Genomic DNA, 24,262 nt, shown 5'->3' with positions numbered 1-24,262 from the left:
CCATATCTTCTGGCCAATGAAAAAGCCCCGCCCTGAAAAGGCGAGGCTTTTTATTTGGAAGGGAAGGACTTGGGGCAGCCGGCCCCAAACCCCATAAGCTTATCCGAAACGGCCACCGATATACTCGCCGGTCTTGTCGACCTTCGGCTTGACGAACAGTTCTTCGGTCGGGCCGAATTCGATCATCTTGCCGAGGAACATGAAGCCGGTATAGTCCGACAGACGCGCTGCTTGCTGCAGGTTGTGCGTCACGATAACGATGGTGTAGTCGCTCTTCAGCTCTTCCAACGTATCTTCCAGCTTGGCGGTCGAGATAGGATCAAGCGCCGACGCCGGCTCATCGAGCAGCAGGATTTCCGGATTGACGGCGATACCGCGCGCCACGCACAGGCGCTGCTGCTGACCACCAGACAGACCGAGGCCCGACTTGTGCAGTTTGTCCTTCACTTCGTCCCAAAGCGCAGCGCGACGGATCGAACGTTCAACGATCTCATCCAGTTCGGCTTTCGACTTGTTGGAATGCAGGCGCACGCCGAAGGCCACGTTGTCATAGATCGACATCGGGAAGGGTGTCGGCTTCTGGAACACCATGCCTATGCGGGCGCGCAGGGCCGCGACATCCACCTTGGGGCCGATGATGTTTTCGCCCTCGAAATCGATCACGCCCTCGGCGCGCTGGCCGGGATAGAGATCATAGATGCGGTTGATCGTGCGCAAAAGGGTCGACTTGCCGCAGCCGGACGGACCAATCAGCGCCGTGATGGCGTGCTTCTTGACCGGCAGGTCGACATTGAACAGCGCCTGATTCTGGCCATAGAAGAAACTCAGCTTTTTGCATTCGAGCACAAGGCTGCCTTCGGGCGGCGGAACGATAACGCTTTGAAAATCAGCGGAGGTCGTGTCGGTCATGAACTTATTCTCAAGTCAAAATGAAAAGGATTAGTGGCCGGCATTCTTGTCGCGGGCGAGCCAGCGGCCGAGGATATTGACACCCAGCACGGCAATGGCGACCAGAAGCGCACCGGCCCAGGCCAGCTTGTTGAGGTCTTCATACGGTGTGAGCGCGAAGTTATACATGGCGTGCGGAAGGCTTTCCATGGCTTCACCCAGATTGGCGGTGAAGAACTGGTTACCCAGCGCGGTAAAGAGCAGCGGTGCCGTTTCGCCGGAGATACGGGCAAAGCCGAGCAGACCGCCGGTCAGGAGACCAGCGCCAGCCGCCTTCCAGATGATCTGGCGGATGGTGGTGAACTGCGAGGCGCCGAGGGCCATACCAGCTTCACGCAGGGCGTTAGGCTGGAGGTTCAGGATATCTTCGGTGGTACGTGTCACGATCGGCGTGGCGAGAATGGCCAGGGCCACGGCGCCGGCCCAGCCGGAGAAGTGACCAAGAGCAATTGGCGAACCCGACACCAGCACCTGATAGACAAACAGGCCGATCAGGATGGAGGGGGCCGACAGAAGCACGTCATTGAGGAAGCGGACGACGTGACCATAGGGCGTGTCGCCGCCGATTTCCGCCAGCCAGGTGCCGGCCAGAATGCCGATGAAAAGGGCGATAATCATGGCAACACCACACATCAGGATGGAGCCGACGATAGCGTTGCGCAGGCCACCCGGCGAACCGGCGGCCGGCGTATCCATGGTGAAGACCAGCGGGTTCATGCCGCCGATACCCTGTGAGAACAGCGACCACAGGATGAGGGCGAGTGCGCCGAGCGCGATGACCGTGCCGAAGATGCACAGGCCGATGAAGACGTAGTTGGCGATTTTACGGCGAAGAGCGCGATCCATAAGTGTCTCTCCTAGTAGCGTTGCGAAGACAGCAGCCAGCGCGCAATGGCCAGTACCGTGAAGGTGATAAGGAAGAGGACGAGGCCGAGCGCGATCAGGGCAGAGCGGTGCAGATCAGCAGCTTCAGCGAACTCGTTGGCGATGGTCGAAGCCAGGGTCGAGCTGGAGTCGAACAGCGACTTGGGGAACTTGTGGGAGTTACCGATGATGAAGGTGACAGCCATGGTTTCGCCGAGCGCGCGGCCGAGACCCAGCATGACGACACCGATCATGCCCTTTTGCACGTAGGGGATGATCACCGAGGTGGTGACTTCAAACGGGGTGGCGCCGACACCGAAGGCGGCTTCGCGCACCTGCGGCGGAATGGAGCGGAACAATTCACGGAATACGGCAGCCATGTAGGGCAGGATCATGATGGCCAGAACCAGCGAGGCGGTAAACAGATTGGCGCCGTTAGGGATGCCGGCCACCATCTTGGCAAACCACGAGGTCGGGTCTTGCGAGGCGGCGATAATCAGCGGCGTCTGAATGGTCTTGGCGAACCAGGGGGCGAAAACGAACAGGCCCCACATGCCGTAGACGATGGAAGGGATGCCGGCCAGCAGCTCCACGGCGGTGGAGAGCGGCTGCGCGATCTGGCGCGGGCAAAACTGGGTCAGGAAAACCGCGATGCCGATGGCGATGGGCAGGGCGAACAGCAGGGCGAGCGCGGAGGTGATGATGGTGCCGAGGATCGGCGCGGTGGCGCTGTAGACGTCGGTGACCGGGTTCCACGGCGTATCGATGCAGAACCAGCTATTGTTGCCGACGGGGCATTCCTTAAACTTCAGGAAGAAACCGAAACCATATTCGGAGAGCGCGGGCCAGCCACCGACGATCAGCGTGCCGATTAGCGAGGCCAGAACCACCAACAGGGTGGTGGCGGCGCCGAACGAGACCCAGCGAAAGATCGGGTCGGTCGGATCGAAGCGCGGTTTAAACTTGGTTTCAACAGACATAGTTCTCTTTGTCCCGGATGTGTTCGGTCAGGAGGCAGGCAAGTGTCGGGCTATAACGTAAGGCTGGCAGCTTTACTGCCATTGATGGCCAGACACAAGTCAGGCGAGGCACAACCTACAGGTCAGTCCTCGCCCATTTCTTGTGCTCTCATCAGATGCCCGAAGCCAAGCTCCGGGCATCTGGAGGAGCGTCAGGCTTAGGGGTTCGGCGAGGTGTAGACGGCCTTGCCACCCGACTTGATTTGTTGCGCCCATTGCTTGCGCATCATCGTCTTCACGTTGGCCGGCAGCGGCACATAGAAGAGGTCGTTGGCGTTGAAGTCACCAGACTTGTAGCCGTAGTCGAAGAACTTCAGAACTTCGGCAGCCTTCGTCGGGTTGGCCTGCTCCTTGTACATCAGGATGAAGGTCGCGCCGGTGATCGGCCAGGCATTGGCGCCCGGTTGATTGAGGACGAGCAGATAGTTGCCCGGAGCGTTGGCCCAGTCGGCGCCAGCAGTCGCAGCCTTGAAGGCAGCGGCAGTCGGTTGCGGCCAGGTGGCGTCCTTCGAGGCGACCAGAGCGTAACCGATACCGGTCTTCTGCACGTAGGCGTATTCGACGTAACCGATCGAACCTGCGGTTTGGCGAACCAGGGCGGCAACGCCGTCGTTCTTCGCACCACCAACACCGGTCGGCCACTCAACAGCGTCAGACGCGCCAACATTGCTCTTCCACTCGTTGGAAGCGATCGAGAGGTAGGAGGTGAAGAGGAAGGTGGTGCCGGAACCGTCCGAACGGTGAACGACGGTGATCGGCATAGCCGGCAGGGTCAGGCCAGCGTTCCACTTGGTGATGGCCGGATCGTTCCACAGGGTGATCTTGCCGAGGAAGATGTCGGCCAGAACGGCGCCCGGCAGCTTCAGCTTGCCGGAAGGCACGCCCGGAATGTTGATGGCCGGCACAACGCCGCCAACAACGGTGGGGAACTGATAGAGGCCCGACTTGTCGAGTTCAGCCTGCGTCAGCGGCTTGTCGGAGGCGCCGAAATCGACGGTCTTGGCCTGGATTTGCTTGATACCGCCGCCGGAGCCGATGGCCTGATAGTTGAGTTGCACACCTGTGGTACGCTTGTAACCTTCAGCCCACTTGGCGTACAGCGGAGCCGGGAAGGTAGCGCCAGCGCCGGAAATCGTGTCAGCAGCGGTCGCGGCCGAGGTCAGGGTAGCGGTCAGCAGCACAGCTGCGACGGCACCTTTAAAAAACTTGAACATCCATATCTCCTTGAAGGAAGTGTTGGCAGACTGTCTTGCATGATGCTCTAACTGCTTTTTACGACAGTTTTGTAACAGCCTGGGTAATTTAAAAAGACACTGTGTCACAAAGACAGGCTGTCGAAAGCCAACAGCCTGCCCTGCAACGGTTTTCTTAGTAACGCAGCTCGGTGAAGATGCCGATTTCGTTGAACTCGGTCGTGGTCTTCGCACCCTTGACAGTCGCGCTGCCGGCATAGGCGTCGAACGAGTTATGCTTGGCGATCAGGGCCAGCGAGATACCCTTCATCGGCGACATCTGGATGCCGAAGTTGTAGTACTCACCTTCATTCCAGGGAGCCAGCTTCTTGGATGGCTTCACGTTGTCATAGCGACCGAAGACGGTATACTTCGGGGTAAGGCGATACGAACCAAAGGCCGAGTAACCATCCGCATCGTCAGCCTTAGTGTGGCCGGCCGTCGTGTCGATGATGCTGGCAGTCTGCCAATCGGTGGCGGTGAAATATTCAACACCAGCCTTGATGCGGTCGCCGGTGTAGGCGGCCAGGGCGTTGAAGCGCTGGGCGTTGTGTGTGTCGACCTTGTTCTCTTTGTAGACAGCCGGCGTCGTGCCGGAAGCGGGCGTAACGATCGTGGCGGTGCCGTAAGCTTCATTGCCGCGCGAACCGGTGTAGCTGCCGACAGCGAAGTTCCATTGATCGAACTTGGCGCTCAGGCGGCTTTCAACATCCATACCACTTGAACGCGAGGAGTCGCGGTAACCCTTACCGTTGACGACCGACACCTGATAGGCATAATATGTGCCAAACTTACCGCCCGTGTGAACGCCCCAGTCAGCCGAGGTGCCGAAGGTGGTGCGGACGCCAGTATTATTTTGCTCGAGCAGGGTGTTTTCCAACCAGCGGTAACCGTAGATGCTTTCCGCGTATGGAACCCACGGCATTTCGTTCGAACCGACCGAAACTTCAAAAGCAGGGTTGAAGGCAGCTTTGAAATAGGCCTTCTTCAGATACAGGGATTGACCCACGCCACTGACCGTTGAAACGTCGGTCTGCATTTGCAGCGAGTAGATGTCGTTGAACTTCTTGTCGACCTGGAAATAGACGCGCTTCACGTCAAAGCCGTAACCGTTCTTCGAACCCGACTTAGCGCCGTTGACTTCCAGCGAGCTCGACGAGACGTCGAGGTACATGCGGCCACCGACGGTGATGTTGTCGGTCCAGCTCTGAGCGGAGGCGCCGGAAACTGCGGCGATCATCGCGAGCGCGGCGCTGGCCACGCCAATGACGAGAGACGATTTTTTCATGTGAATGAACCTTGTGCGTTTTTTAAATGTGTAATTTCTGGGGCCGCTTTGTGGCCACGCTCGCCGCAATAGGCTCCGTGTGTGACGGTCGCATGTAGGTTGCTTGACGCTTATGTGACACAGGCCTTTACGGCCCGTTTACAATCGTGATGGATTGAGAGTGCGTGAAAAAAGCCACATCTTCGCGCTATGGGCGTGTCTTTAGACGCGCCACGTGGTTCTTTTACAGCGTGGTGTAACCCGATCCCGCTTCCGGGCGTATAACTAGCAACAGACACAACGGAGTTGCCCCCATGTTACGCCGTCATTTCCTCACCCTCGCAGGCGCTGGTGCGCTGACTACCGCCTGCTCGCAAAGCAAGGCCGAGACCATCGCGCCGCTGAAACTCAGCGACGCCGAATGGAAGAAGCGCTTGCCACCCGCGGCTTATAACGTGCTGCGTCATGCCGCCACCGAGCGCCCCGGCACCAGCCCTCTGCTTAATGAGCACCGCAAGGGGGTTTTCGCCTGCCTCGGCTGCGACCTGACGCTGTTCACTTCGGACACCAAGTACGATTCCGGCACCGGCTGGCCCAGTTTCTTCCGCGCCATTCCCGGCCATCTGCAGACCAAGACTGACTTCGCCATCGGCATTCCGCGTACCGAATATCACTGCGCGCGGTGCAGCGGCCACCACGGCCACCTGTTCGACGACGGCCCCCGCCCCACCGGTAAACGCTATTGCAGTAATGGCGTAGCGCTCAAGTTCATTCCCGCCTGATAAGGAGCCGATCATGTTACGACGCTTATTCCTGACGACCCTGCTGGCGCTCAGCTTCACCGGCAACGCCATGGCGGCCGATAAGCAGGTGGCGGTTTTTGCCGGCGGCTGTTTCTGGAGCACACAGAAGGCCTTTGACCATGTGGCGGGCGTGACCAATACCCGCGCCGGCTTCATGGGCGGTTCGGTGAAAAACCCGAGCTACGAGGAGGTGGTTCGCGGCGGCACCGGCCACGTCGAGGCCGTCGAGGTCACCTATGATCCCGAAAAGGTGAGCTATGATCAGTTGCTCGATACCTTCTGGCATTCGACCGACCCGACGACGCAAAGCCGCGTGATCTGTGATGGCGGCGAGCAATACCGCACCGCGATTTTCACCTTCTCACCGGCACAGCAAGCGGCGGCTGTGGCTTCCAAACAGGCCGTCACGCAACAGCTTAGCAAACCGATCCGCACCCTGATCGTCAGGTCCGTCGATACCGGCCTGCCTTTTTATCCGGCGGAGGACTATCACCAGCATTACTGGCAAACTCACAGCGTGCAGTATGAGGCCTATTATCGCGGCTGCGGCCGGGGGCCGGCGCTCAAGAAGCTGTGGGGCAACAAGGCGTCACACTAATCAGAAAAAGCTCCCCGGCGAAGACCGGGGAGCTTTTTATTAGGCTGACTTCAATATCACCTTGCCGGAGGTCAACCCATCAGCGCTGGCCGTGACGGTAATGCCGCCGACGCCGGTCACCTGCACGATGGCGCTACACAGGCCGTTGAAAGCCTTGCGCTGTGATGCCTTGTCAGCCTCGTGGCTGTTCGGATTGCCATTGCCGACGCCGATCACCGCAGCCGGTCCCGATACCGCAAAGGTGATCAGATTATCCGCCCTCGGCACCGGACGCCCCTTGGCGTCAAACACCTCGGCCTTAAGCACCGCGCAGTCCATGCCATCATTTATCAGCGATGTGCGATCGGTCGTCAGCACGATCTTCGCCGGCGCGCCGGCGGTTTCGCGCTTGTCCTTCAGAATGACCTTGCCGGCCTTATAGGCGAAGGCCTCGATCTTGCCCGGCTGATAGGGCACGGTCCATTCGACGTGAAAACCCTTCACGACAGTTTTGCGACCCGCCGATTTGCCGTTGACGAACAGCTCGATCTCGTCGGCATTCGAATGCGCCCACACGGAGATGTCCTGCCCCTCCTTGCCTTCCCAGTTCCAGTGCGGGAAAAGGTGCAGCAAAGGTTCAGGACGCCACCAGGCGCGATAATACCAGTAATTATCCTTTGGGAATCCGCAGGTGTCGAGGGCGCCGAATTGCGACGAGACGCTCGGCCATGAGCTATAGGGCGTTGGCTCGCCGCGATAATCGAAGCCGGTCCAGATAAAACCACCGGCGATAAAGGGCTGACGCTCGAAATGCGGCCACCAGCCTTCGGCGGTCGTGGCCCACCACGGTGCGGTCGTATCATAGGCCGGCACGATATGGGCGGCGTCATCCTTGATATATTCGCCACGTGTCGAAACGGTCGAAGCGGTCTCACTGCCGATGATCGGCATGTTGGGAAACTTCCTGTGGAAGTCATCGATCAGATGATCGCGGTAATTGAAGCCCATGACGTCGATCACCTCGGTGATGCCCTCGCCATAGCCATTATCCATAGCGGCGGTGATGAGACGCGTCGGGTCAAGATCGTTGCACAGGCGCTTCATGGTGCGGGCGATATGCGCACCACGTTCGGTGCCCTGCTGAGGCTCCTCATTGCCGATCGACCACAGGATGACCGAGGGGTGATTACGGTCACGCCTGATCAGGGTTTCCAGTTGCGCCAGACCTTCCGGCGATGAGGTCATCAGGCGCGTTTCATCGATGACAAGAATGCCCATTTCATCGCACAGGTCGAGCAGTTCCGGCGTCGGTGGATTATGCGAAGCGCGATAGGCGTTACAGCCCATGTTCTTCAGTTGTTGCAGCCGCCAGCGTTGCAGGGCGTCGGGAATGGCGGCGCCGACACCGGCATGGTCCTGGTGATTGCAGGTGCCCTTCAGCTTGACCGATTTGCCATTGAGGAAGAAGCCGTTTTGGGCGTCGAACTTGATATCGCGGAAACCGAAGGGGGTGGCGATATAGTCAATCCCGACATTGGTTTCATTAAAAACAATCGTCTCAAGTACATTTAAAAATGGGTCCGTCAAAGACCATAAACGTGGCTTGTCGACGCTAAAGGTCTGGACAATGTCTTGCATTTCCCATGCCTTTAAATTGACTGATGTGAGAGCGATGCCTTCAAACGGACCATTCGTCGTTTGTTTTAACTTGTTTAAAATCGAAACAGTTTTTTTTACATCACTGTCGTTCCTGACCGTTGTCGTCACCTCGACAGTGCCATCCGTCTTTGCCCGCACACAGACACCATATTGCGGAATATGCACCGGATTGGTCTTGACCAGCCAGACATGGCGGTAGATGCCAGCGCCTTCATAGAACCAACCTTCGCCGAGCGACGCATCGACACGCACCAGCACGGTGTTGGGCTTGTCGTCGGTGTTGAGGAAGTCGTTCAGTTCGACACGGAAGGGCGTATAGCCGCTCTCATTGGTGCGAACGATATAGCCATTGATGATCACCATGGCGTCACGGAAAACGCCGTCGAATTCCAGTGATATCCGCTTGCCCTTATCGGCAGCATCAAGCGTAAATGTCTTCCGATACCAACCGACACTGGTTTCCGGATAATCGCGGCCCAGTGGCTTGTAACCGTGATTGGCGGCCGGATCCCACACCGAACCGTGATCGTCCGGCTTGAGCGGTGTTTTCGGTTCCCTATGCACGAACGGCAGTTCCACCGCCCAGTCGTGAGGCAGGGTGACGGGCCGCCATTGTGAGTCGTCGTAGTCCGGCTTGGCAACAGGTGTGGCGTCGGGCCCCTGCTTGGCGTAGGTGCGCTGATCGCTGCCAAAACCGAAGTCCTTCTCGACATCGTTGAGGTGGCCAAAGGCAAAGCGCCAGCCGGTGTCGAAACGTAGGCGCTGACGTGGAGACTTGACCTCCCCCATTACAACCGTTTGCGCCTGTCCTGCCCCAGCCTGTACGGCAGCGAAAGTGGCGGCGGCGCTGGCCAGAAGATGGCGGCGGTTCAGTTCCAGCATGTCGGCGTTTCCTTTTTTGAGCTTTAACAACAATGATGACCGGATCTCGATAAGGTCAAGACCCGGCCATTGGATAGGTTAGGAAGTAAGAATACCCCACCACCATCTTCGCTACGCTCGATGGTCCCCCTCCCCGGCAAGCGGGGAGGTACAAGGGGCCTCTCCTTAGTACTTGAACGTCAGGTCGAGCAGGTAGCGCTTGCCGTAGAGGTCATAGCGGCCCAGACGGTCCTCGACATTGTCGTTATAGGTGCGCAACGGCGTATCGAGCAGGTTGTTGGCCTGGAAACGCACCTGGATCACCGGATTGATCTGGTAGCTGACGCTGAAATCCATGGTGGTTTCGGGGCGTACGCGGATCAGTTGCGCATCATTCCAGCCATAGATGGCGGTGTAGGTCGAGTGATACTTGGTGCCGAGGCGGGCATCGATGCCATGATCGGAATACCAGAAATCCACCGCCGCCGTATCGCGCGCCAAGCCGTTCATCGGCAGGTCGTTCGACATTTCCTTCAAATCAGAATCGACATAGGCGTAGTTGGAGTAGATGCCGAAGTGATCGAGACCGATAAAGCCGAACGAGCTCTGGAAGGTCAGTTCCACGCCATCTATGCTACCGCCCTTATCGGCATTCACCGGCGAGACCAGGGTGTACGGATTGCCGTTGATCGTTTCCTGACGCGTGGCGTAGCCGATGAAGTTACTGACCTCCTTGTGGTAGGCGCTGATGGCGAACAGGGCGTCCTTATTGAAGTAGTTCTCGTAAGAGATATCGATCTGATTGGCTTCAAATGGCTTCAGATACGGATTGCCCGCCGAACCGGTATAGGGCGCGGTCGAGGACAGGCTGCGCGTGATGATCATGTCATTCAGCGGCGGACGCGAGATCACCTTGGCGGCCGAGAATTTCAGGAACTGCCCATTGCCGAAATCGAAGCGCACGGTGGCCGAAGGCAGCACCTTGGAATAGCTCGTGCCACCGGTAACCGGCGTAGTCACCATGGCCTGCACCCAGTTGCCCGGCGTAGCCTCATACCAATCGCCAGCGATGGTGGAAGAGCCGGCGGAATCGGTTTCGACGTCGATGACGCGAACGCCAACATTGCCGTCGACCGCGATGCCGGCGATGGTGGTGGCGTAGGTGCCCTCGATATAGGCTTCCTTGACCTTTTCCTCGACCGTATCGGTGATCGGGGTCGTCTTCGGATCGATATCGAACGTCGTGCCGTAGAGGTGCGTGGCCAGGGCGCCGAAATCACCGGTCAGGATGGTCGGGATATTGAAGTTCTTGAACTGATAGGACGTCAGCAGATAATCCGGTAGGGCGCCGATGATCGGCGTCACCGTGCCATCAAGCTGGCCCAGCGCCTTGGTGCGCTCCGAAACGCGCGCACCAAACAGCAGGCCGGTGAAGAGGCCGCTTTCGAAATGACGTTCGGCGTCCAAATGCAGGCTCTTCAGTTCGTCGGTGACGGCGCCGAGCGAGGTCTGGCCGGTTTGCGCCGTCTGTGTGTTGCTTTCCGGCGACGAGGATACGGTGATGGCCGGCTTGCCGCGGAAATCATAGGTCATCAGGCTGGGCCAATAGGCGAACTCATTGGCCGCCCATAGGTTATAGCGCTGCGCCTTGGAATAGGAAGCGTCGGCCGACAGGGTCCAGTGCTCCAGCGACCACTTGGCGTTCAGGCCCTGCACGATGAGGCTCTTGTCCTCGGTGTAGCGCGCCACGACGGATTTATCACCGGCCCAGGCGACCGAGGCCGATACCACATCGCCGTTGTCGTCGATGACCGGCGCATGGCCGGAAGCGGCCGCGCCATCGACGTAGTTTGACAGGTTACCGCCGTCCCAGTTGCCCCAGGCGCCATCGCCATACCAGGCCTGATCCTGCAATTCGTTGATCTTGATGTCGGAATAGAGCAGGTCATAGCTGAGCAGGAAATTATCGGCCGGCTTGAACTGCAGACCAAGAGATGCGCCGATGCGCAATTCCTTCAGGCGCTTGGCCTCGGCCTGCGCGCCCCACGGCGTGTTATACTTGGTGGCGTCACCGGCAATGACCGCGCCAGTGTTGGCGCCGGCATTATAGCCCCAGCCCTGCACCAACTCGTAGCCGTTTTTCTGAACCTGCGAGGTCAGGCCGAGCACGGCGGCGAAACGGTCAGAAAAGCGGTGCACGAACGAAGCCGAGGCGCGATAGCCCTGACCATCATAGTTGGGAAATTTCGAACCGCCGTCATAATAGACCGGGCCGGCGCGCAACACGACGCCGGGCCCCTTGTAATCGAGCGGGCGGATGGTTTGCAGATCAACCGTGCCAGAAATGCCGCCTGAGATCAGTTTGGCTTCCGACGACTTGTAGACCGAAGCGCCGGAGACGACTTCGGAGGGATAGACTTCCCAGCGCACATTGCGGTCAGGTTCGGACGACGCCACTTCACGGCCATTGACCGTGCCCAGAACCATGCGCGCGCCAAGGCCACGGATCGAGGCCTGACTGTCATTGCCGCGATCGCGCGCAGCCATGACGCCCGGCAGGCGGTTGAGCGTTTCGGCGATGGTGACATCCGGCAAAGCGCCGATGTCCTTCGAGGACACAGCTTCGACGATGCCGGTGTTGCGGCGCTTGACGTCGAGGGCATCGCGCATCGACTTGCGCATCCCAACAACGACAACTTCCTGCGGATCGGCTTCGGGCGCCGCAGCCATGGCGTCGGACGCGCTCGCATTTGTTGCACTGGCGCGCACGATCACGGCGGATGTGCCGTCATTGGTCTTGATGGTGAGGCCGGTATTGGCCACCAGTTGCTTGAGGGCTGCATCGCTTGTCAGACTGCCGGAAACGGCATTGGTACGCACACCCTGCAGATCCTGCGCTGTGGCCAGCACCTGCAAACCCGATTGCTTGACAAAGGCTGGGATAGCGGTCGCGGCATCCTGTGCCGGAATGTTATAGGCTTGTGTTTGGGCCGCAGCGGGCTGGGCGATCATGACGACCGCCGCGACCGAGCCCATAAGGGCGGCACGAAGTCCGTTATTCCAATGTGACATGTGATGTTCCCTGAATCTTATGTGTATGGCATCTTGGTGGTGAGGCGCTTTAAGCGCCTTCTGATAACAAGATGTGCGGCCCGTATTTTTCCGCCGCAATTATAGTATAAATTTTACAGCGCTGTCGCATTTGTACCAATTATGATACGGTCGTCCTGGATGGAGACCGGCACATTGAGCGCCGCATGGACGGCGCGGGCAAAGGTTTCCGGCTGATCGACCTGGAAACCACCCACCAGTTGCGAGGCGCCGAGCGCCGGATCTGCCAGCACGATCTGGCGGGCATTATAGCGGTTGAATTCCGCCACCGCATCGCTCAGGGATTCAGAATTGAGAATGATTTCGCGCTCACGCCAGGCCAGCCGGCGCTCGACCTCATCGGGACGAAAATTGATGGCGACGACCTCCGGCTTTTCGGCCACAAAGGCCTCGTGGCCAGCCGTCAGGCTGACGCGGCCATCCTTGTCGTTGACGTTCCAAGCCTCAACCGTGCCTTCGGTCACGAGGACTTCAACCCCGCCCTTGCGGCGGCGAACGCTGAACGCCGTGCCGACGGCGCGCACGCGGATATTACCAGCCGACACCACAAAAGGCACGTCCGGATTCTTCGCCACCTGAAACCACGCCTCGCCCTTGACCAGTGCGACATGGCGCAGACGCTCGCTCATATCGACGTCGATCTGGCTGTCGGTATTGACGGCGGCGATCGAGCGGTCCTTCAACGGCACATTGCGCAATTCGCCAAGCCCCGTGGCGAAGCTCAGACGATGGCTCAGCACATAACCGACACCGACCGCGCCGGCCGCCGAGGCCGCCATGGCGCCGCCCAGCACATAACGCCGATTGACCGCCGCACGATGCGCCTTCAACTTCTCTTCGAGCGCCCGCCGCGACAGCAGCGTATCACCGTGCGTCATCACCTGCGCGCGGTCAAGCATCATCCAGGCTGCCTCAGCGCGCAGGTAAGCGCCCTGATGGCGCGGATCGGCGTCATGCCAAGCCTCGAACTCGGCCCGCACCCTGTCGTTACAGTCACCCTTCAGACGCGCCACCCACCGCGCCGCCTCTTCGCTAATCGGCAGCATATAGCACTCCGAACTCGGGCGACCTGGGCCGGCGAACCGGCACATCGGGCACCACGGCCTCAGCCATGTGGCGCAGGATCAGCACAAGCCCCTTGGCGGTTTCCTTCTCGACGATGTTCTCGCTGATGCGCAGCGCTTTCGCCGTTTCGGCCTGCGACAGGCCATGCACCTTGCGCAGTTCGAACACCTGCCGGCAGCGCTCCGGCAAGTCACCGATCAGGGCCAGCACGCGCATCAGCTCGGCGCGCGACGAGGCAGCGCTTTCGGGGCTTGGCCCCAGATCGGCCACCCCCAGTTCATCAAGATTTTGAACGGTCATGATCGACACGATCTTGCTCTTGCGCACCTGCTCCAGCAGGACATTGCGCGCCGAACGGAAGAGATAGGCGCGCGGGTCTTCGATATGATCAACGCGCTCCAGTCGCAGCAAACGGCAATAGACATCCTGAACAATATCATCGAGCTCATGCGCTTTCACACCCAGCCTTAGCAGCCAATGGCGCAGATCGGCCTCATGCGGCAGGATCTGCGTGCCGACAAAAGCCAGAAGGGCCTTGCGGACGTCACCGGTTTTAACGGTCATAGTCTGACCGCCTTATTTATGATGTTTGGCATCCTGCTGCTCTCCCCGTGTTCGTTTTTATTCCGAGCACGCGCATTACGCACACACCGGCTTTTGACGATTTATAACACAGACGAAACCATCCGCCAGACAATTGTACTATAATATATATTTCAAACTAGCTATGTGGCGCCCCTAACACAACCGGCCCGCCGGCTTTCGGCACCGTCACGTCAAAGGCTTCCGCAGCATCAAGCGCCTCTTTCGTGATCGCTGTCCCGACAACGACATGACTTTCCGGCCGAAGCCAGGCTTTGTAAACGAAGCGATCGGTGTCCTTGCGCATGGTCACCGCCACGCCGCCGGTGAAATCAGCGGTGAGATATTGCGCGGCCTGGCCGTGATCGGCCACGCTGAAGGTCATCTCGACCGGCCAGACATAACTGGCTTTCGGCCATTCGAGCGCCGGCAGCGCCTGGCGCTTGAAATCGAAGAAGGCGGCGTTTTCCCAGTTCGAGCCCTGAGACCAGCGCGTGCTGCACTTGGTCGAGACCCACGCCGGCTCCCAATAGACGACACCGATGCCGCCATTATCGAGCGTCAGTTGCATCAGGTCGTGCATGTAGCTGAGTTGGCCCTGTGGCGTCACCGGATAACCCGGCAGGGCCGAGTCCGAACCGAGCAGATTACCGGCCTGATCGGCAAAATCGTCGGTGAAGGGATAAGCGGTTTCGACCACCACCACGTCCTTGCCGAAGGCGGCGCGGCTACGACGGATGGTGTCGGCCAGCCCTTCGACACCCAGCTTCGACCACTTGCGATAATAGCTGATGCCGATGATGTCGTAATCGGTGACGCCGGCCGCGGTCGCCGCCGCAAACCACGCCTCGACGTTTTCCGGCTGGGCGATATGAAGCATGATGTCTGGTTTTATAGAACTGTCAGCGGAAGCATCGCGCACGGCCTTGATACCGGCGTTGAACAGGCGGGCATTGCGTGCCCAGTTGATCGGCAGCTTGGCGCCTTCGAGCGAGCTAACGATCTCGTGGTTGGTCTCATTCCCCACCTGCACCATATCGGGCATCAGGCCCCTGGCTTTCAGCGCGTTCAGGGTATCGAGCGTATAACGATACAGCGCCGTTACCTGCTGATCCTCGGTCATGCCGGCCCAGGCGGCCGGCGCAAGCTGCTTGTCGCCGTCCGCCCAATCGTCGGAATAGTGAAAATCGAGCAAGGTTTTCTGGCCATTGGCTTTCGCGGCCTTAAGCGTGATCTCGACATCTTTCAGGTCGGAATAGGGCGTCCACTTGGCGTCGTTCCACAGCCGGACGCGGACGAGATTATGCCCTGACTGCGCGAAGATGGCGTAGGCGTCCTGCTGTTTGCCCTGATAGCTGTAGGTCGCACCACAGGCTTTCATTTCATTGACATAGGACAGGTCGGCGCCGAACCAGTAGTCGCGCGCCGAAACGGACGTCCCGGCGATGAGCATGACCAGCGCGGGGATAAGAAGAAGGAGATGTGGTTTCATATCAGCTAAGATGCATGGGCGGGCTTTTTCCGCCAAACAGTTTAAAGCTAAAACCTACGCCCAGCTTTCGGTGAAGCCCTTGCGGCGGGCCGCCACCAACGGTTCGCGCGGCACTTCGATATGCGCCTTGGGCCGTCCCAGATGGAAACCCTGGCCGTAGCCGATGCCCATATCGCTGCACAGCCTGGCCATATCCTCATCCTCGATCATCTCGGCAATGACATCGGACTTGAGTTCTCGGCACAGGTGACTTACCGAGCGGATCAGGGCACGCTGGCGCGGCTTGTCGCGCGCGTCCTTGAGGAAAGGTCCATCGATCTTGACAAAATCGACGTCGAAATTGCGCAGATAATTATAGGTGGCGGCGCCGGCGCCGAAGTCATCGAGGCAGACCTTGAAACCGCCGCGCCGCAGCCAGCGCAGGAAGGTGCCGGCCGCCTGCAGATCGTCAATGCTGTTGGACTCGGTCAGCTCAAACATCAGACGACGGCTGATATCCTTATGCGGCGCCACAAGCTGACGCAGGTTTTCACGGAAGGCCTCGTTCTGTATCGACAGACCGGAAAGGTTGACGGCAATGGTGATATCCTGTCGCTCGTCCAGCTTGTCGATCGCCTTGCGCACAACGGCCAGGTCGAAATCCTGCACAAGACCCAATTGCTCACTCAGGCGAATGGTATCGAACGGCGCGCGGCCGTCGGTGAAGCGCAGCAAGGCTTCGTAATGATGCGTGGTGCGATCGGCCAGATTGACCACCGGCTGATAAAACAGGGCATAGGTGTTGCTGTCGATCAGGTTGCGGATCGAGTCGAAGTGCTTGACCGTCTCGGCCATGGCTGTTTTCAGACCCTGCGCCAGCGAACTGATCGGGCTGCGTTCCGGTTTGCAGAAGTCGGTCAACACATATTGCAGCGCCTTGGCGATGCTCTCCTGATCGAGATTACCGGTGGAAAGCTCCAGATTCATCACGGTCGACGCCAGACTGTTTTCGGCCAGACCGACGGCTACGGCCGCGGCCTGAATTTCCTTCGACAGGGCCTCAGGACTTGCCGCCTCACCCTTGCCGGATGGTATATAACTGAAGGCCTCGTCCGACAACTGCGCCGCGGCCGTGCCGTTCATCGACTGCGACCGCAGAACCGAACTGATCTCGCCCAGCAGCATGTCGGCCTGGTCGGCGGGCAACTGACGCATGGCGTGCGACAGGCCGGTGACGCGCACCAGCTTCAGCTCGCGCGGTGCGGTTTCGCCCTTGATGCCGATTTTCTTCTTGGCGAAAGCGGAATAGCCCTCGAGATTGAGAAGACCGCTGATCGCGCTGCGGTCCGTGGCATTGACCATGACGCCGTCAGACAGCACGGTCAGGCTGATAAAGGTATGGCCCTTGCCGCTGCCGAGATAGCAGGCGCCCATATTGACCAGCAGCGCCGGTCCCTGATCCTGGTTCAGGCTGAGGCTGCACGGTTCGATGCGCCCCACCATCCGCGCCTTGGTCAGCAGACGTCGGGCAAAGGCGCGATCGGCCAGGGTAAAAATTTCGCAGACGTCACGCGCCACAACATCCTGCGCCAGACCGCTCAACAAGGCCTGCGTGGCGCCAATGGTCTTGACGATACAGAAATCGGAATCAACTTCGATCAGGAGATCGGCCGCGGCCAGTGAAAAAGCAATATAGCGATCACGTTGCGTTTTGAGATCTTCACTCATACCTGGCTCTAAATCCTCGACCGTCCTTCTGACAGGTCTGTTTTGGCAACCTAGCGCCAAAGTCTTAAAATTGGCCTTATCAACAGGTTATCTCTTTAGCTCGCACAGCCATGCCGCCCTTGCCGGGATCGAACGCATCCTGGAATGACTTAAATTTCCAGCTTCATGTCGGCCAGCAGGGCGCGGAGATATTCGCGGTTGATATAGTGCTCATCGACCGGCGGATGTTTGGGTGCCACGGTCGGCGCATAGGCCGGCGGTCGCGCCGCCGGCGCTATATCCTCGACGCGCTGACGGGTCAGAGTTCTCATGCGCGGCGCGGCCTTAACATCAGGAGCCGTAACCGGCGCTTCCACCCAGTCCATCGGTATCTCGAACCAGACATTCGTGCCTTCGCCCAGGTGCGACACCACGCCGATATAACCGCCCAGCATGTCGATAATAGCCTGGGCGATCGACAGCCCCATGCCCTTGTGTCCGGCCTTAAAAAGCCCTTTCACGTGGGCTTCGTCCATGCCCGTACCGGTATCGCGCACACTGACATGCAGGTGGGTATCGACCATGAGGGTGACCGGGTTTTCCGCCTGCACCTGACTGGCGGTGACGCTGATCACCCCGCCTTCGGTATGACGACAGGCATTGTCGAGCAGATGATGCAATACCTGCTGGACGCGCATGACATCGAAGCGCGCCCGGGTGCGGGCAAAATCGACGAAATGCGCGCTGAGGCGCGTGTGCAGGGCTTGCGCCGTCGACGCGAAATCATCGACCAATTCCTTGATGATCTCGGCGACATCGACAGCCTCATCATCCACGGACTGCGCATCCAACAAACCTTCGAGCGCATGCGCCGAAACGAGCAGATCGTGCGCATAGGTGGCAATATCGGGATGAGTGCCGCCCTGGCTATCGAGCTTGCGCGCAAAGCTCACAATGTCTTTTAGCGGCGCCCGAAGATCCTCGGTCACCTCGTTCAGAAAAGCTTCCTGGGCCGGCAGCTCTGGTGTAATGTCGCGTACCACAGCGCACAGTCGGGCCGCTTGGCCATCGGAATTATAATCGACGCCGCCCTTGACGCGCATCAGCCGCAGCGCTTTGTCGGTGGCGCGCACAATCCGCACCTCGACATCGAAATCTTCACCGCTGTTGACGGCGCGCTGGAAGCTGTCGATCAGCAGGCCGCTGTCTTCCGGACGATAGATATCAAGCTGGCTGGCGACATCAGGCGTATAGGTTTCCGGAGAAAGACCGAACAGGGTATAGAGCCCCTTCGACCAGGTAACCGCGCGGCTTTCCAGATCAATCTTCCAGTAGCCCAGGCCCGTCATGTCGGCCGCCGAGTCCATGCGGGACTGCTGAGACTGCAACTCGTCCAGCATGCCATCGCGCGCCTCTGCCCCCTTGGCCAGCGCGATCAGGGTGGCGACAACGTGGGCGAACTGTTCCAGCAGCACCAGTTTGCGGTCGTCGAAATCGAGACCGGCCTGCGGATCACACAGGCCAAGCACACCCATGACCCGGCCCTCATAGACCAGTGGCATATCGACATAGAAGCGCAGGTTCGGCGAGCGCAGAACGGCGCTTTCAAGAAAGAAGCGCGAGTCGTGCGTAGCGTCCTCCACCAGCAGACTGACGCCGGGGATAAGCTTGCGTTCGATAAAGGCGAAGTGATCGAGTGCATCGATATCGGGAAAGCCGTGCACCGCCAGGGTGACCAGCGCATCGCCATCAAAGACTTTCAAAAAGGCCAGCGGCAGACCGAACAGAGCCGAGGCCAAGGCACAAACCGCTGCCCCGATGTCAGTATAGGCGGCATCACTCCGCGCATTCGCATGGGGCATGTACGCAGAGTTTGCAGATGATCGGGACATGGCTAACCTCAGGTGTGAACCGGACGTTAACTACAAAAGTTTACACATTGGTAAACAAGGTTAAGACTAGGGGGAAACAAGGTTAAGACTGGGGTATACAGTCTTAAGATAAGCCTCAAGCGCCTTTGTCAGCCTCCCGGCCGTAATAGGTCATGAAGACATCAATGGCGAGGTCGATCTGGCGGTGCAATTCCGCCTCGGTCGGCTGAACGGTCATGTTCATCAGGCGCTTGAAGTGACAATCCCCAAAGATCAGCGTCTTCAGCACCATAGTCGCTTCGAGAATATTGGGCGCTTCGATTTGCCCCTTGTCGTGCGCCGTCTGCAAAAGGCCCATCAGATTAGTGCGACCCTGGCTCTGGATGACATTATGAAACATCTCGGCCAGTTGAGGATTACGGTAGCTTTCCTCGATAACGAGTTGGAAGGTGCGGATCGCTTCATCGGACATGATGGTGGTCAGCAGTTCACGGCCCATAAGACTTAAGGACGCGCGCAGATCATCCGATCCAGTGTGCGCCAGAAAAAGATCAGCCATCTGGCCGCACTGTTCGCGGATAATCGCCTCGAACAGGTCTTCCTTGCTGTTAAAATAGGCATAGAGCGTGGCTTTAGAGCCGCCGAGGCGGGTTGAAATCATCGACATGCTGGCGCCAGCATAGCCGACCTCGTAAAAAACACTGCGTGCGACCGAAATAATGCGCTCACGGCGCTCATCACGGAAGTTCTTGATTGGCATTTCCATAAAAATTTGTACCATACTGTACAGTTCGTACTTGACTTGAGTCGGACTATAGCGCAGAGGAAACAAACTGTACAGTACGGTTCACCTTTTTGTGTTTCAGGACCTCCCCCTATGCACGCCCTTGCCTATAGAATATCGCCGCTTTCCATAAGAAAAGCCGCCAGCCTTAGTGCACTCGCGGCCTCGGCGTTTTTTCTCGCCAACTGTGCCTCCGTGCCTGAGCCCCGCACCATACAGCCACTGGAGGGCGCCCAAGTCGCCGCGCCGCAAAGTCTGGCCTCACAAGCTGGCGAATGGCCGGTGCTCGCCTGGTGGCAGGGCTTCAACGACCCGCAGCTCAATGCTCTGATTGAAGAAGCCTTCACCAATTCGCCTGACATCCAGACCGCCGATGCGCGCCTGATGAAGGCAGTAGCCTCCAGCGAACAGATAAGCGAGGCGCTCAAGCCAAGCCTCTCCTTCAGTGGCTCGATCACCGAAACGCAGCAGAGCCTGAACATGGGCTATCCGCCGGCTTTCCGTGATTTTCTGCCCAAGGGCTATCACCCGCTGACCCGCGCCACCATAGGCGCAAACTATGACCTTGGCCTTTGGGGCAAGGCGAAAGCGGCCCGCAAGGGCGCCTTCGCGCAAGGCAAGGCCGCCGAGGTGGAAAGCATCGCCGCGCGGCAGGATATTGCCGTGGCCGTGGCCCGCGCTTATGTCGAACTTGACCGTTTGTATCAACAGCGCGATGATCTCGCCAGCGTCAAAGCGAACCGCGATTCCCGCCTGCAACTGATGCAGGCTCGTGCCGCGAACAATCTGGAACCAAAGGATTCAGTGCTGAATAATGCCGACGAGCAGGCCCGTCTTGCCGCCCGCCTCTCCGGCGCCGAAGCCGCCATCAAGCTGCAAAACAACCTGATCGCCGCCCTTGTGGGCAATGGTCCGGATCGCGGCCTGACAATCCAGCGACCGCACCTTGCACCCGTTACGTTCGCCACCCTGCCCGCCGACGCCAGCCTTAGTCTGCTCGGTCGCCGTCCGGATGTCGAAGCCGCCCGCCTGCTGGTCGAGGCTCAAAGTCAAAACATCAAATACACCAGAGCCGATTTCTACCCCGATGTCACCTTTAGTGCGAGTTGGGGCATCCAGGCACTCGACTGGAATGGCCTGACACGCCATGATTCGGTGATTGGCGATATCGGCCCGGCCATCAGCCTGCCGCTGTTCGCTCAGGGCCGCCTGCGTGCCCAGTACCGCGGCGCCGAAGCCGATTACAATTCGGCGGTGGCCAACTATAACAGCACCTTGGTCACAGCCCTACGTCAGGTCTCAGACGCAGCGATCAACACCCAGTCCACCGCCGAGCAGATTACCGAGGCGCAAGCCCGTGTCGACAGCGCCAAGGAGGCCTACAATCTGGTCAATCTGCGCGTCCAGCGCAATCTGTCCAGCAAGCTCGATCTTATCGACGCCCAGGTCAAGCTGACCTCGGCCGAGCTCGACCTCTCGGACCTGATCGCCCAGGCCTATAACAACCGCATCAGCCTCATCGCCGCTCTCGGCGGCGGCTTCCAATCGCACTAAGCCACGAAGTTAGCATCATGTCCGATCAAAACAATTCCGATACGGCTCCTGTTCCCGGCGCCAGTGCCGCGCCCGCCCAGGTTACCTCACGCAAACGCGGTCCGCTGTTCGCCATCTTCGGCGGCGTCATCGTTGTGGCCGGTCTTGGCTACGGCGCCTATAGCCTGATCGAAGGCGGCAAGACGGTCGAAACCGACAACGCCTATGTCGAGGCCACCTCGGCAGCCGTCACCGCCCAAACAGCCGCCACGGTCAAGACCTCTAACGTCCACGAAACCCAGGTCGTCAAGGCCGGTGATATCCTCGTCGTGCTCGATGATACCGATGCCAAGCTAGCGCTGGCCGCAGCTCAGGCACAGCTTGATCAGGCCATGCGCCAGGTCGGCACCTATTATGAAAATGATGCCACCCTGAAGGCGCAGGCCGATGCCAGCGCCTCGCAGGTCAACAGCGCCCAGGCCGCTTACGACAATGCGCTCAAATCCTACAATGACCGCAAGACCCTGGTCGGCATTGGCGCCGTATCCGGTGAAGACCTGCAAAACGCCAAGACCACCCTGGATCAGGCTCAGGCCGCGCTCGCCACGGCGCGCGCTCAGGCCGCCGCCGCTGTTGGTCAACGCGCTTCCAACACCGCCCTGATCTCCGGCGTAGGTGTGAGTGAAAACCCGCAGGTCGTAGCGGCCCGCGTCAGGGTTGATCAGGCCCAACTTGATCTCGACCGCACCGTCATCCGCGCCCCGATCTCCGGCGTCATTTCGCGCAACACGGTCGAGGTCGGTCAGCGCGTTCAGGTCAGCCAGACGCTTATGAGCATCGTGCCGATCACCGAGGCCTATGTGAACGCCAACTTCAAGGAAGTTCAGCTTGAGAAGGTCCGTATCGGTCAGCCGGTTCTGCTGACGGCCGACACCTACGGCGGCAGCGTCAAGTTCCACGGTAAGGTGGCCGGCCTTTCAGGTGGCACCGGTTCGTCCATGGCCATCATTCCGGCCCAGAACGCCACCGGCAACTGGATCAAGGTGGTTCAGCGCCTGCCCGTCCGCATTTCCCTCGACCCGACTGAGCTGAAGCAACATCCGCTTCGCGTCGGCATGAGCATGAAGGCCACGATCAGCGTTAAAGACTAAACGACTATAGCTACAACCACCGTCCTCCACGGACGGCCCAATAAGAATTTTTCTTACACCTCAGCGCTTAAGAGGTTTGGCGTCAGCGAAAGCCTGGCTTTTGCAAGCCTGGGGACCGCGCCCGCAAGGGTGGGGGGTGGTTGTAGCCTTGTACCCATTATTATGTAGAAGGATTGGACCGATGTCCGCTTCCACTACCGCCGAGACAAGCTACAAAGAACCGGTGCCGCTGACAGGCATCACGCTGTGGCTGTGCGGCATCCTGCTGGCCATGGCCAATTTCGTCGCCATTCTCGACGTCTCCATCGCCAACGTTTCAGTGCCCAACATCGCCGGCGCGCTCGGCGTCTCAACCTCGCAGGGTACATGGGTTATCACCTCCTACGCCGTGGCTGAGGCCATCGCCGTGCCGCTGACCGGCTGGCTGGCCATGCGCTTCGGCACCGTCCGCGTCTTTTCGGTCGCCCTGATCGGCTTCGGCATCGCCTCTTTGGCCTGCGGCATTTCGCCAAGTCTTGAAACGCTCGTCGCCGCCCGCATCGTGCAGGGCTTCTGCGGGGGGCCGCTCATGCCGCTGTCTCAAACCCTTCTGCTGACTATCTTCCCGAAGAAGCTACAACCGGCCGCCATGGGTATCTGGGCCATCACCACCCTCGTCGCCCCTGTTGCCGGCCCGATGCTCGGCGGCACCCTGTGCGATAATTTCGGCTGGGGCTCGATCTTCCTTGTCAACGTGCCCGTCGCCATTGGTGCCGGCTTCCTGGTCTGGCGTGTGCTGTTCAGCCAGGAAACCAAGACGGTCAAGGCGCGCGTCGATACAGTGGGCCTCGGCCTTCTGGTCCTCTGGGTCGGCGCCCTGCAATTGATGCTCGACCTTGGCAAGGAAAGAGACTGGTTTGAGTCACCCTTCATCATCGGCCTGGCCCTGACAGCCCTGCTTGGCTTCATCGCCTTCCTGATCTGGGAACTGACAGATGCAAACCCGATCGTTGACCTGCGCGTTTTCCGGCACAGGGGGTTCTCCATCGCCATGGTCTGCATGGCGTTGATGATTGGTTCCTTCTTCGCCATTAATGTCATCGGACCGCTATGGCTGCAGAATAATCTCGGCTGGACCGCGACCTGGGCCGGTAACGCCACTGGCATGATCGGCATACTCGCCATCTTCGCAGCGCCCATTGCCGCTCAGCTTGCCGTCAAGGTAGATCCGCGCGGTCTTATCTTCTTAGGTGTCGGCTGGCTAGCCATCATCACCGTTATGCGCGGCATGGCCACGATGGATATGAGCTTTGGTCAAATCGCCTTCCTGATCTTCCTCAGCGGCGTCGGCATGCCCTTCTTCTTTATGCCGCTGATCCAGATTTCTATGGGATCCGTAAACCCGGAAGAGACCGCCAACGCAGCCGGCCTCCAGAATTTCATCCGCACCATGGCCGGCGCCGTCGCCACATCGTTCGTCGCCACCATCTGGGAAAACAACGCCACCAAGAACCATGAGGGTATTGTCGACAGCATGAAGGGTGTTCAGCATAGCCTCGACACGCTTATGCAGGGCGGTATGTCGCACACAGCGGCGGTATCGACACTCGACAGGATGATCAGTGGTCAGGCCCTGATGATTTCGACAAACGGGGTTTTCATGGGCGCCGCCTGCCTGTTTGCCGCGTGTGCCCTGATCGTCTGGATCATTCCGCGCCCTAAAGGCCCGGTCGATACATCAAACGTGCACTGATTGGTGCACGACAAGCTTTCGAGGC

At 59.2% G+C, this 24,262-nt stretch carries 18 protein-coding genes; 5 read left to right on the top strand and 13 right to left on the bottom strand.

The annotated features are described in order from the left end of the window. Nucleotides 1-99: 99 nt before the first annotated feature. The 5 genes from pstB to ABQ278_RS02760 all read right to left on the bottom strand — a co-directional run bounded on the left by pstB (nt 100) and on the right by ABQ278_RS02760 (nt 5,351). Nucleotides 100-909 (bottom strand): phosphate ABC transporter ATP-binding protein PstB, encoded by an 810-nt coding sequence (gene pstB / locus ABQ278_RS02780; protein ID WP_349321102.1) that lies wholly within the window; start codon nt 907-909, stop codon nt 100-102. Between the two features lie 30 nt (nt 910-939). Then, nucleotides 940-1,794 carry a phosphate ABC transporter permease PstA gene (pstA, locus tag ABQ278_RS02775; RefSeq protein WP_349321101.1) on the bottom strand — a complete coding sequence of 285 codons (855 nt, stop codon included), beginning with the start codon at nt 1,792-1,794 and terminating at the stop codon, nt 940-942. An 11-nt stretch (nt 1,795-1,805) separates the two neighbouring features. Continuing rightward, complete coding sequence (gene pstC, locus ABQ278_RS02770) at nt 1,806-2,792, bottom strand: phosphate ABC transporter permease subunit PstC (protein WP_018081503.1); 987 nt, start codon at nt 2,790-2,792, stop codon at nt 1,806-1,808. A gap of 197 nt (nt 2,793-2,989) precedes the next feature. Then, nucleotides 2,990-4,045 carry a phosphate ABC transporter substrate-binding protein PstS gene (gene pstS / locus ABQ278_RS02765; protein WP_349321100.1) on the bottom strand — a complete coding sequence of 352 codons (1,056 nt, stop codon included), beginning with the start codon at nt 4,043-4,045 and terminating at the stop codon, nt 2,990-2,992. Between the two features lie 154 nt (nt 4,046-4,199). Then, nucleotides 4,200-5,351: a hypothetical protein gene (locus ABQ278_RS02760; protein ID WP_349321099.1), complete on the bottom strand. Its 1,152-nt coding sequence runs from the start codon at nt 5,349-5,351 to the stop codon at nt 4,200-4,202. Between the two features lie 293 nt (nt 5,352-5,644). On the opposite strand from ABQ278_RS02760, the gene msrB reads away from it, so the two are divergent. Both msrB and msrA read left to right on the top strand, forming a co-directional pair. After that, the gene (gene msrB, locus ABQ278_RS02755) at nt 5,645-6,112 is read left to right on the top strand and encodes a peptide-methionine (R)-S-oxide reductase MsrB (protein WP_349321098.1); all 468 of its coding nucleotides are present in this window, start codon (nt 5,645-5,647) and stop codon (nt 6,110-6,112) included. A gap of 13 nt (nt 6,113-6,125) precedes the next feature. Next, nucleotides 6,126-6,731: a peptide-methionine (S)-S-oxide reductase MsrA gene (gene msrA / locus ABQ278_RS02750; RefSeq protein ID WP_349321097.1), complete on the top strand. Its 606-nt coding sequence runs from the start codon at nt 6,126-6,128 to the stop codon at nt 6,729-6,731. Nucleotides 6,732-6,770: 39 nt separating this feature from the next. On the opposite strand, the gene galA is transcribed toward msrA, so the two are convergent. From galA to ABQ278_RS02710, 8 genes are all read right to left on the bottom strand, one after another. Further along, nucleotides 6,771-9,251: a beta-galactosidase GalA gene (galA, locus tag ABQ278_RS02745; RefSeq protein ID WP_349321096.1), complete on the bottom strand. Its 2,481-nt coding sequence runs from the start codon at nt 9,249-9,251 to the stop codon at nt 6,771-6,773. A 165-nt stretch (nt 9,252-9,416) separates the two neighbouring features. Next, complete coding sequence (locus ABQ278_RS02740; protein ID WP_349321095.1) at nt 9,417-12,302, bottom strand: TonB-dependent receptor; 2,886 nt, start codon at nt 12,300-12,302, stop codon at nt 9,417-9,419. Between the two features lie 113 nt (nt 12,303-12,415). Beyond that, nucleotides 12,416-13,387 carry a FecR domain-containing protein gene (locus ABQ278_RS02735; RefSeq protein ID WP_349321094.1) on the bottom strand — a complete coding sequence of 324 codons (972 nt, stop codon included), beginning with the start codon at nt 13,385-13,387 and terminating at the stop codon, nt 12,416-12,418. Continuing rightward, on the bottom strand, nt 13,374-13,970 hold the full coding sequence (locus ABQ278_RS02730; RefSeq protein WP_349321093.1) for an RNA polymerase sigma factor: 597 nt from the start codon (nt 13,968-13,970) through the stop codon (nt 13,374-13,376). The genes ABQ278_RS02735 and ABQ278_RS02730 overlap by 14 nt, the downstream gene beginning before the upstream one ends. Before the next feature lie 157 nt (nt 13,971-14,127). Then, nucleotides 14,128-15,480 carry a glycosyl hydrolase 53 family protein gene (locus ABQ278_RS02725; protein ID WP_349321092.1) on the bottom strand — a complete coding sequence of 451 codons (1,353 nt, stop codon included), beginning with the start codon at nt 15,478-15,480 and terminating at the stop codon, nt 14,128-14,130. A gap of 54 nt (nt 15,481-15,534) precedes the next feature. Next, the gene (locus ABQ278_RS02720; protein ID WP_349321091.1) at nt 15,535-17,187 is read right to left on the bottom strand and encodes an EAL domain-containing protein; all 1,653 of its coding nucleotides are present in this window, start codon (nt 17,185-17,187) and stop codon (nt 15,535-15,537) included. 149 nt (nt 17,188-17,336) lie between these two features. After that, nucleotides 17,337-19,028, bottom strand: a complete 1,692-nt coding sequence (locus tag ABQ278_RS02715; RefSeq protein WP_349321090.1) for an ATP-binding protein — start codon at nt 19,026-19,028, stop codon at nt 17,337-17,339. Between the two features lie 145 nt (nt 19,029-19,173). Then, the gene (locus tag ABQ278_RS02710; RefSeq protein WP_349321089.1) at nt 19,174-19,803 is read right to left on the bottom strand and encodes a TetR/AcrR family transcriptional regulator; all 630 of its coding nucleotides are present in this window, start codon (nt 19,801-19,803) and stop codon (nt 19,174-19,176) included. 213 nt (nt 19,804-20,016) lie between these two features. Between ABQ278_RS02710 and ABQ278_RS02705 the strand changes: the two genes are divergently transcribed. The 3 genes from ABQ278_RS02705 to ABQ278_RS02695 all read left to right on the top strand — a co-directional run bounded on the left by ABQ278_RS02705 (nt 20,017) and on the right by ABQ278_RS02695 (nt 24,237). Continuing rightward, nucleotides 20,017-21,375 (top strand): efflux transporter outer membrane subunit, encoded by a 1,359-nt coding sequence (locus tag ABQ278_RS02705; RefSeq protein ID WP_349321088.1) that lies wholly within the window; start codon nt 20,017-20,019, stop codon nt 21,373-21,375. Nucleotides 21,376-21,392: 17 nt separating this feature from the next. Next, on the top strand, nt 21,393-22,505 hold the full coding sequence (locus ABQ278_RS02700; protein ID WP_349321087.1) for an HlyD family efflux transporter periplasmic adaptor subunit: 1,113 nt from the start codon (nt 21,393-21,395) through the stop codon (nt 22,503-22,505). Between the two features lie 181 nt (nt 22,506-22,686). Further along, on the top strand, nt 22,687-24,237 hold the full coding sequence (locus ABQ278_RS02695; RefSeq protein WP_349321086.1) for a DHA2 family efflux MFS transporter permease subunit: 1,551 nt from the start codon (nt 22,687-22,689) through the stop codon (nt 24,235-24,237). Nucleotides 24,238-24,262 lie beyond the last annotated feature (25 nt).

Origin of the sequence: Asticcacaulis sp. MM231 (genome assembly GCF_964186625.1) — a bacterium.
Taxonomy (GTDB): Bacteria; Pseudomonadota; Alphaproteobacteria; order Caulobacterales; family Caulobacteraceae; genus Asticcacaulis.
Note: the sequence above shows the minus strand (reverse complement) of the source record. Positions and strands in the feature narration are given on the sequence as shown.

Bases quoted from the DNA above. Each gene is read 5' to 3' on its own strand.
- galA (WP_349321096.1), bottom strand. From the start codon at position 9,251: ATGCTGGAACTGAACCGCCGCCATCTTCTGGCCAGCGCCGCCGCCACT.
- msrB (WP_349321098.1), top strand. From the start codon at position 5,645: ATGTTACGCCGTCATTTCCTCACCCTCGCAGGCGCTGGTGCGCTGACT.
- ABQ278_RS02725 (WP_349321092.1), bottom strand. From the start codon at position 15,480: ATGAAACCACATCTCCTTCTTCTTATCCCCGCGCTGGTCATGCTCATC.
- ABQ278_RS02695 (WP_349321086.1), top strand. From the start codon at position 22,687: ATGTCCGCTTCCACTACCGCCGAGACAAGCTACAAAGAACCGGTGCCG.
- ABQ278_RS02760 (WP_349321099.1), bottom strand. From the start codon at position 5,351: ATGAAAAAATCGTCTCTCGTCATTGGCGTGGCCAGCGCCGCGCTCGCG.
- ABQ278_RS02700 (WP_349321087.1), top strand. From the start codon at position 21,393: ATGTCCGATCAAAACAATTCCGATACGGCTCCTGTTCCCGGCGCCAGT.
- ABQ278_RS02710 (WP_349321089.1), bottom strand. From the start codon at position 19,803: ATGGAAATGCCAATCAAGAACTTCCGTGATGAGCGCCGTGAGCGCATT.
- ABQ278_RS02720 (WP_349321091.1), bottom strand. From the start codon at position 17,187: ATGAGTGAAGATCTCAAAACGCAACGTGATCGCTATATTGCTTTTTCA.
- pstS (WP_349321100.1), bottom strand. From the start codon at position 4,045: ATGTTCAAGTTTTTTAAAGGTGCCGTCGCAGCTGTGCTGCTGACCGCT.
- ABQ278_RS02740 (WP_349321095.1), bottom strand. From the start codon at position 12,302: ATGTCACATTGGAATAACGGACTTCGTGCCGCCCTTATGGGCTCGGTC.
- ABQ278_RS02715 (WP_349321090.1), bottom strand. From the start codon at position 19,028: ATGCCCCATGCGAATGCGCGGAGTGATGCCGCCTATACTGACATCGGG.
- pstB (WP_349321102.1), bottom strand. From the start codon at position 909: ATGACCGACACGACCTCCGCTGATTTTCAAAGCGTTATCGTTCCGCCG.
- ABQ278_RS02730 (WP_349321093.1), bottom strand. From the start codon at position 13,970: ATGACCGTTAAAACCGGTGACGTCCGCAAGGCCCTTCTGGCTTTTGTC.
- msrA (WP_349321097.1), top strand. From the start codon at position 6,126: ATGTTACGACGCTTATTCCTGACGACCCTGCTGGCGCTCAGCTTCACC.
- pstC (WP_018081503.1), bottom strand. From the start codon at position 2,792: ATGTCTGTTGAAACCAAGTTTAAACCGCGCTTCGATCCGACCGACCCG.
- ABQ278_RS02735 (WP_349321094.1), bottom strand. From the start codon at position 13,387: ATGCTGCCGATTAGCGAAGAGGCGGCGCGGTGGGTGGCGCGTCTGAAG.
- pstA (WP_349321101.1), bottom strand. From the start codon at position 1,794: ATGGATCGCGCTCTTCGCCGTAAAATCGCCAACTACGTCTTCATCGGC.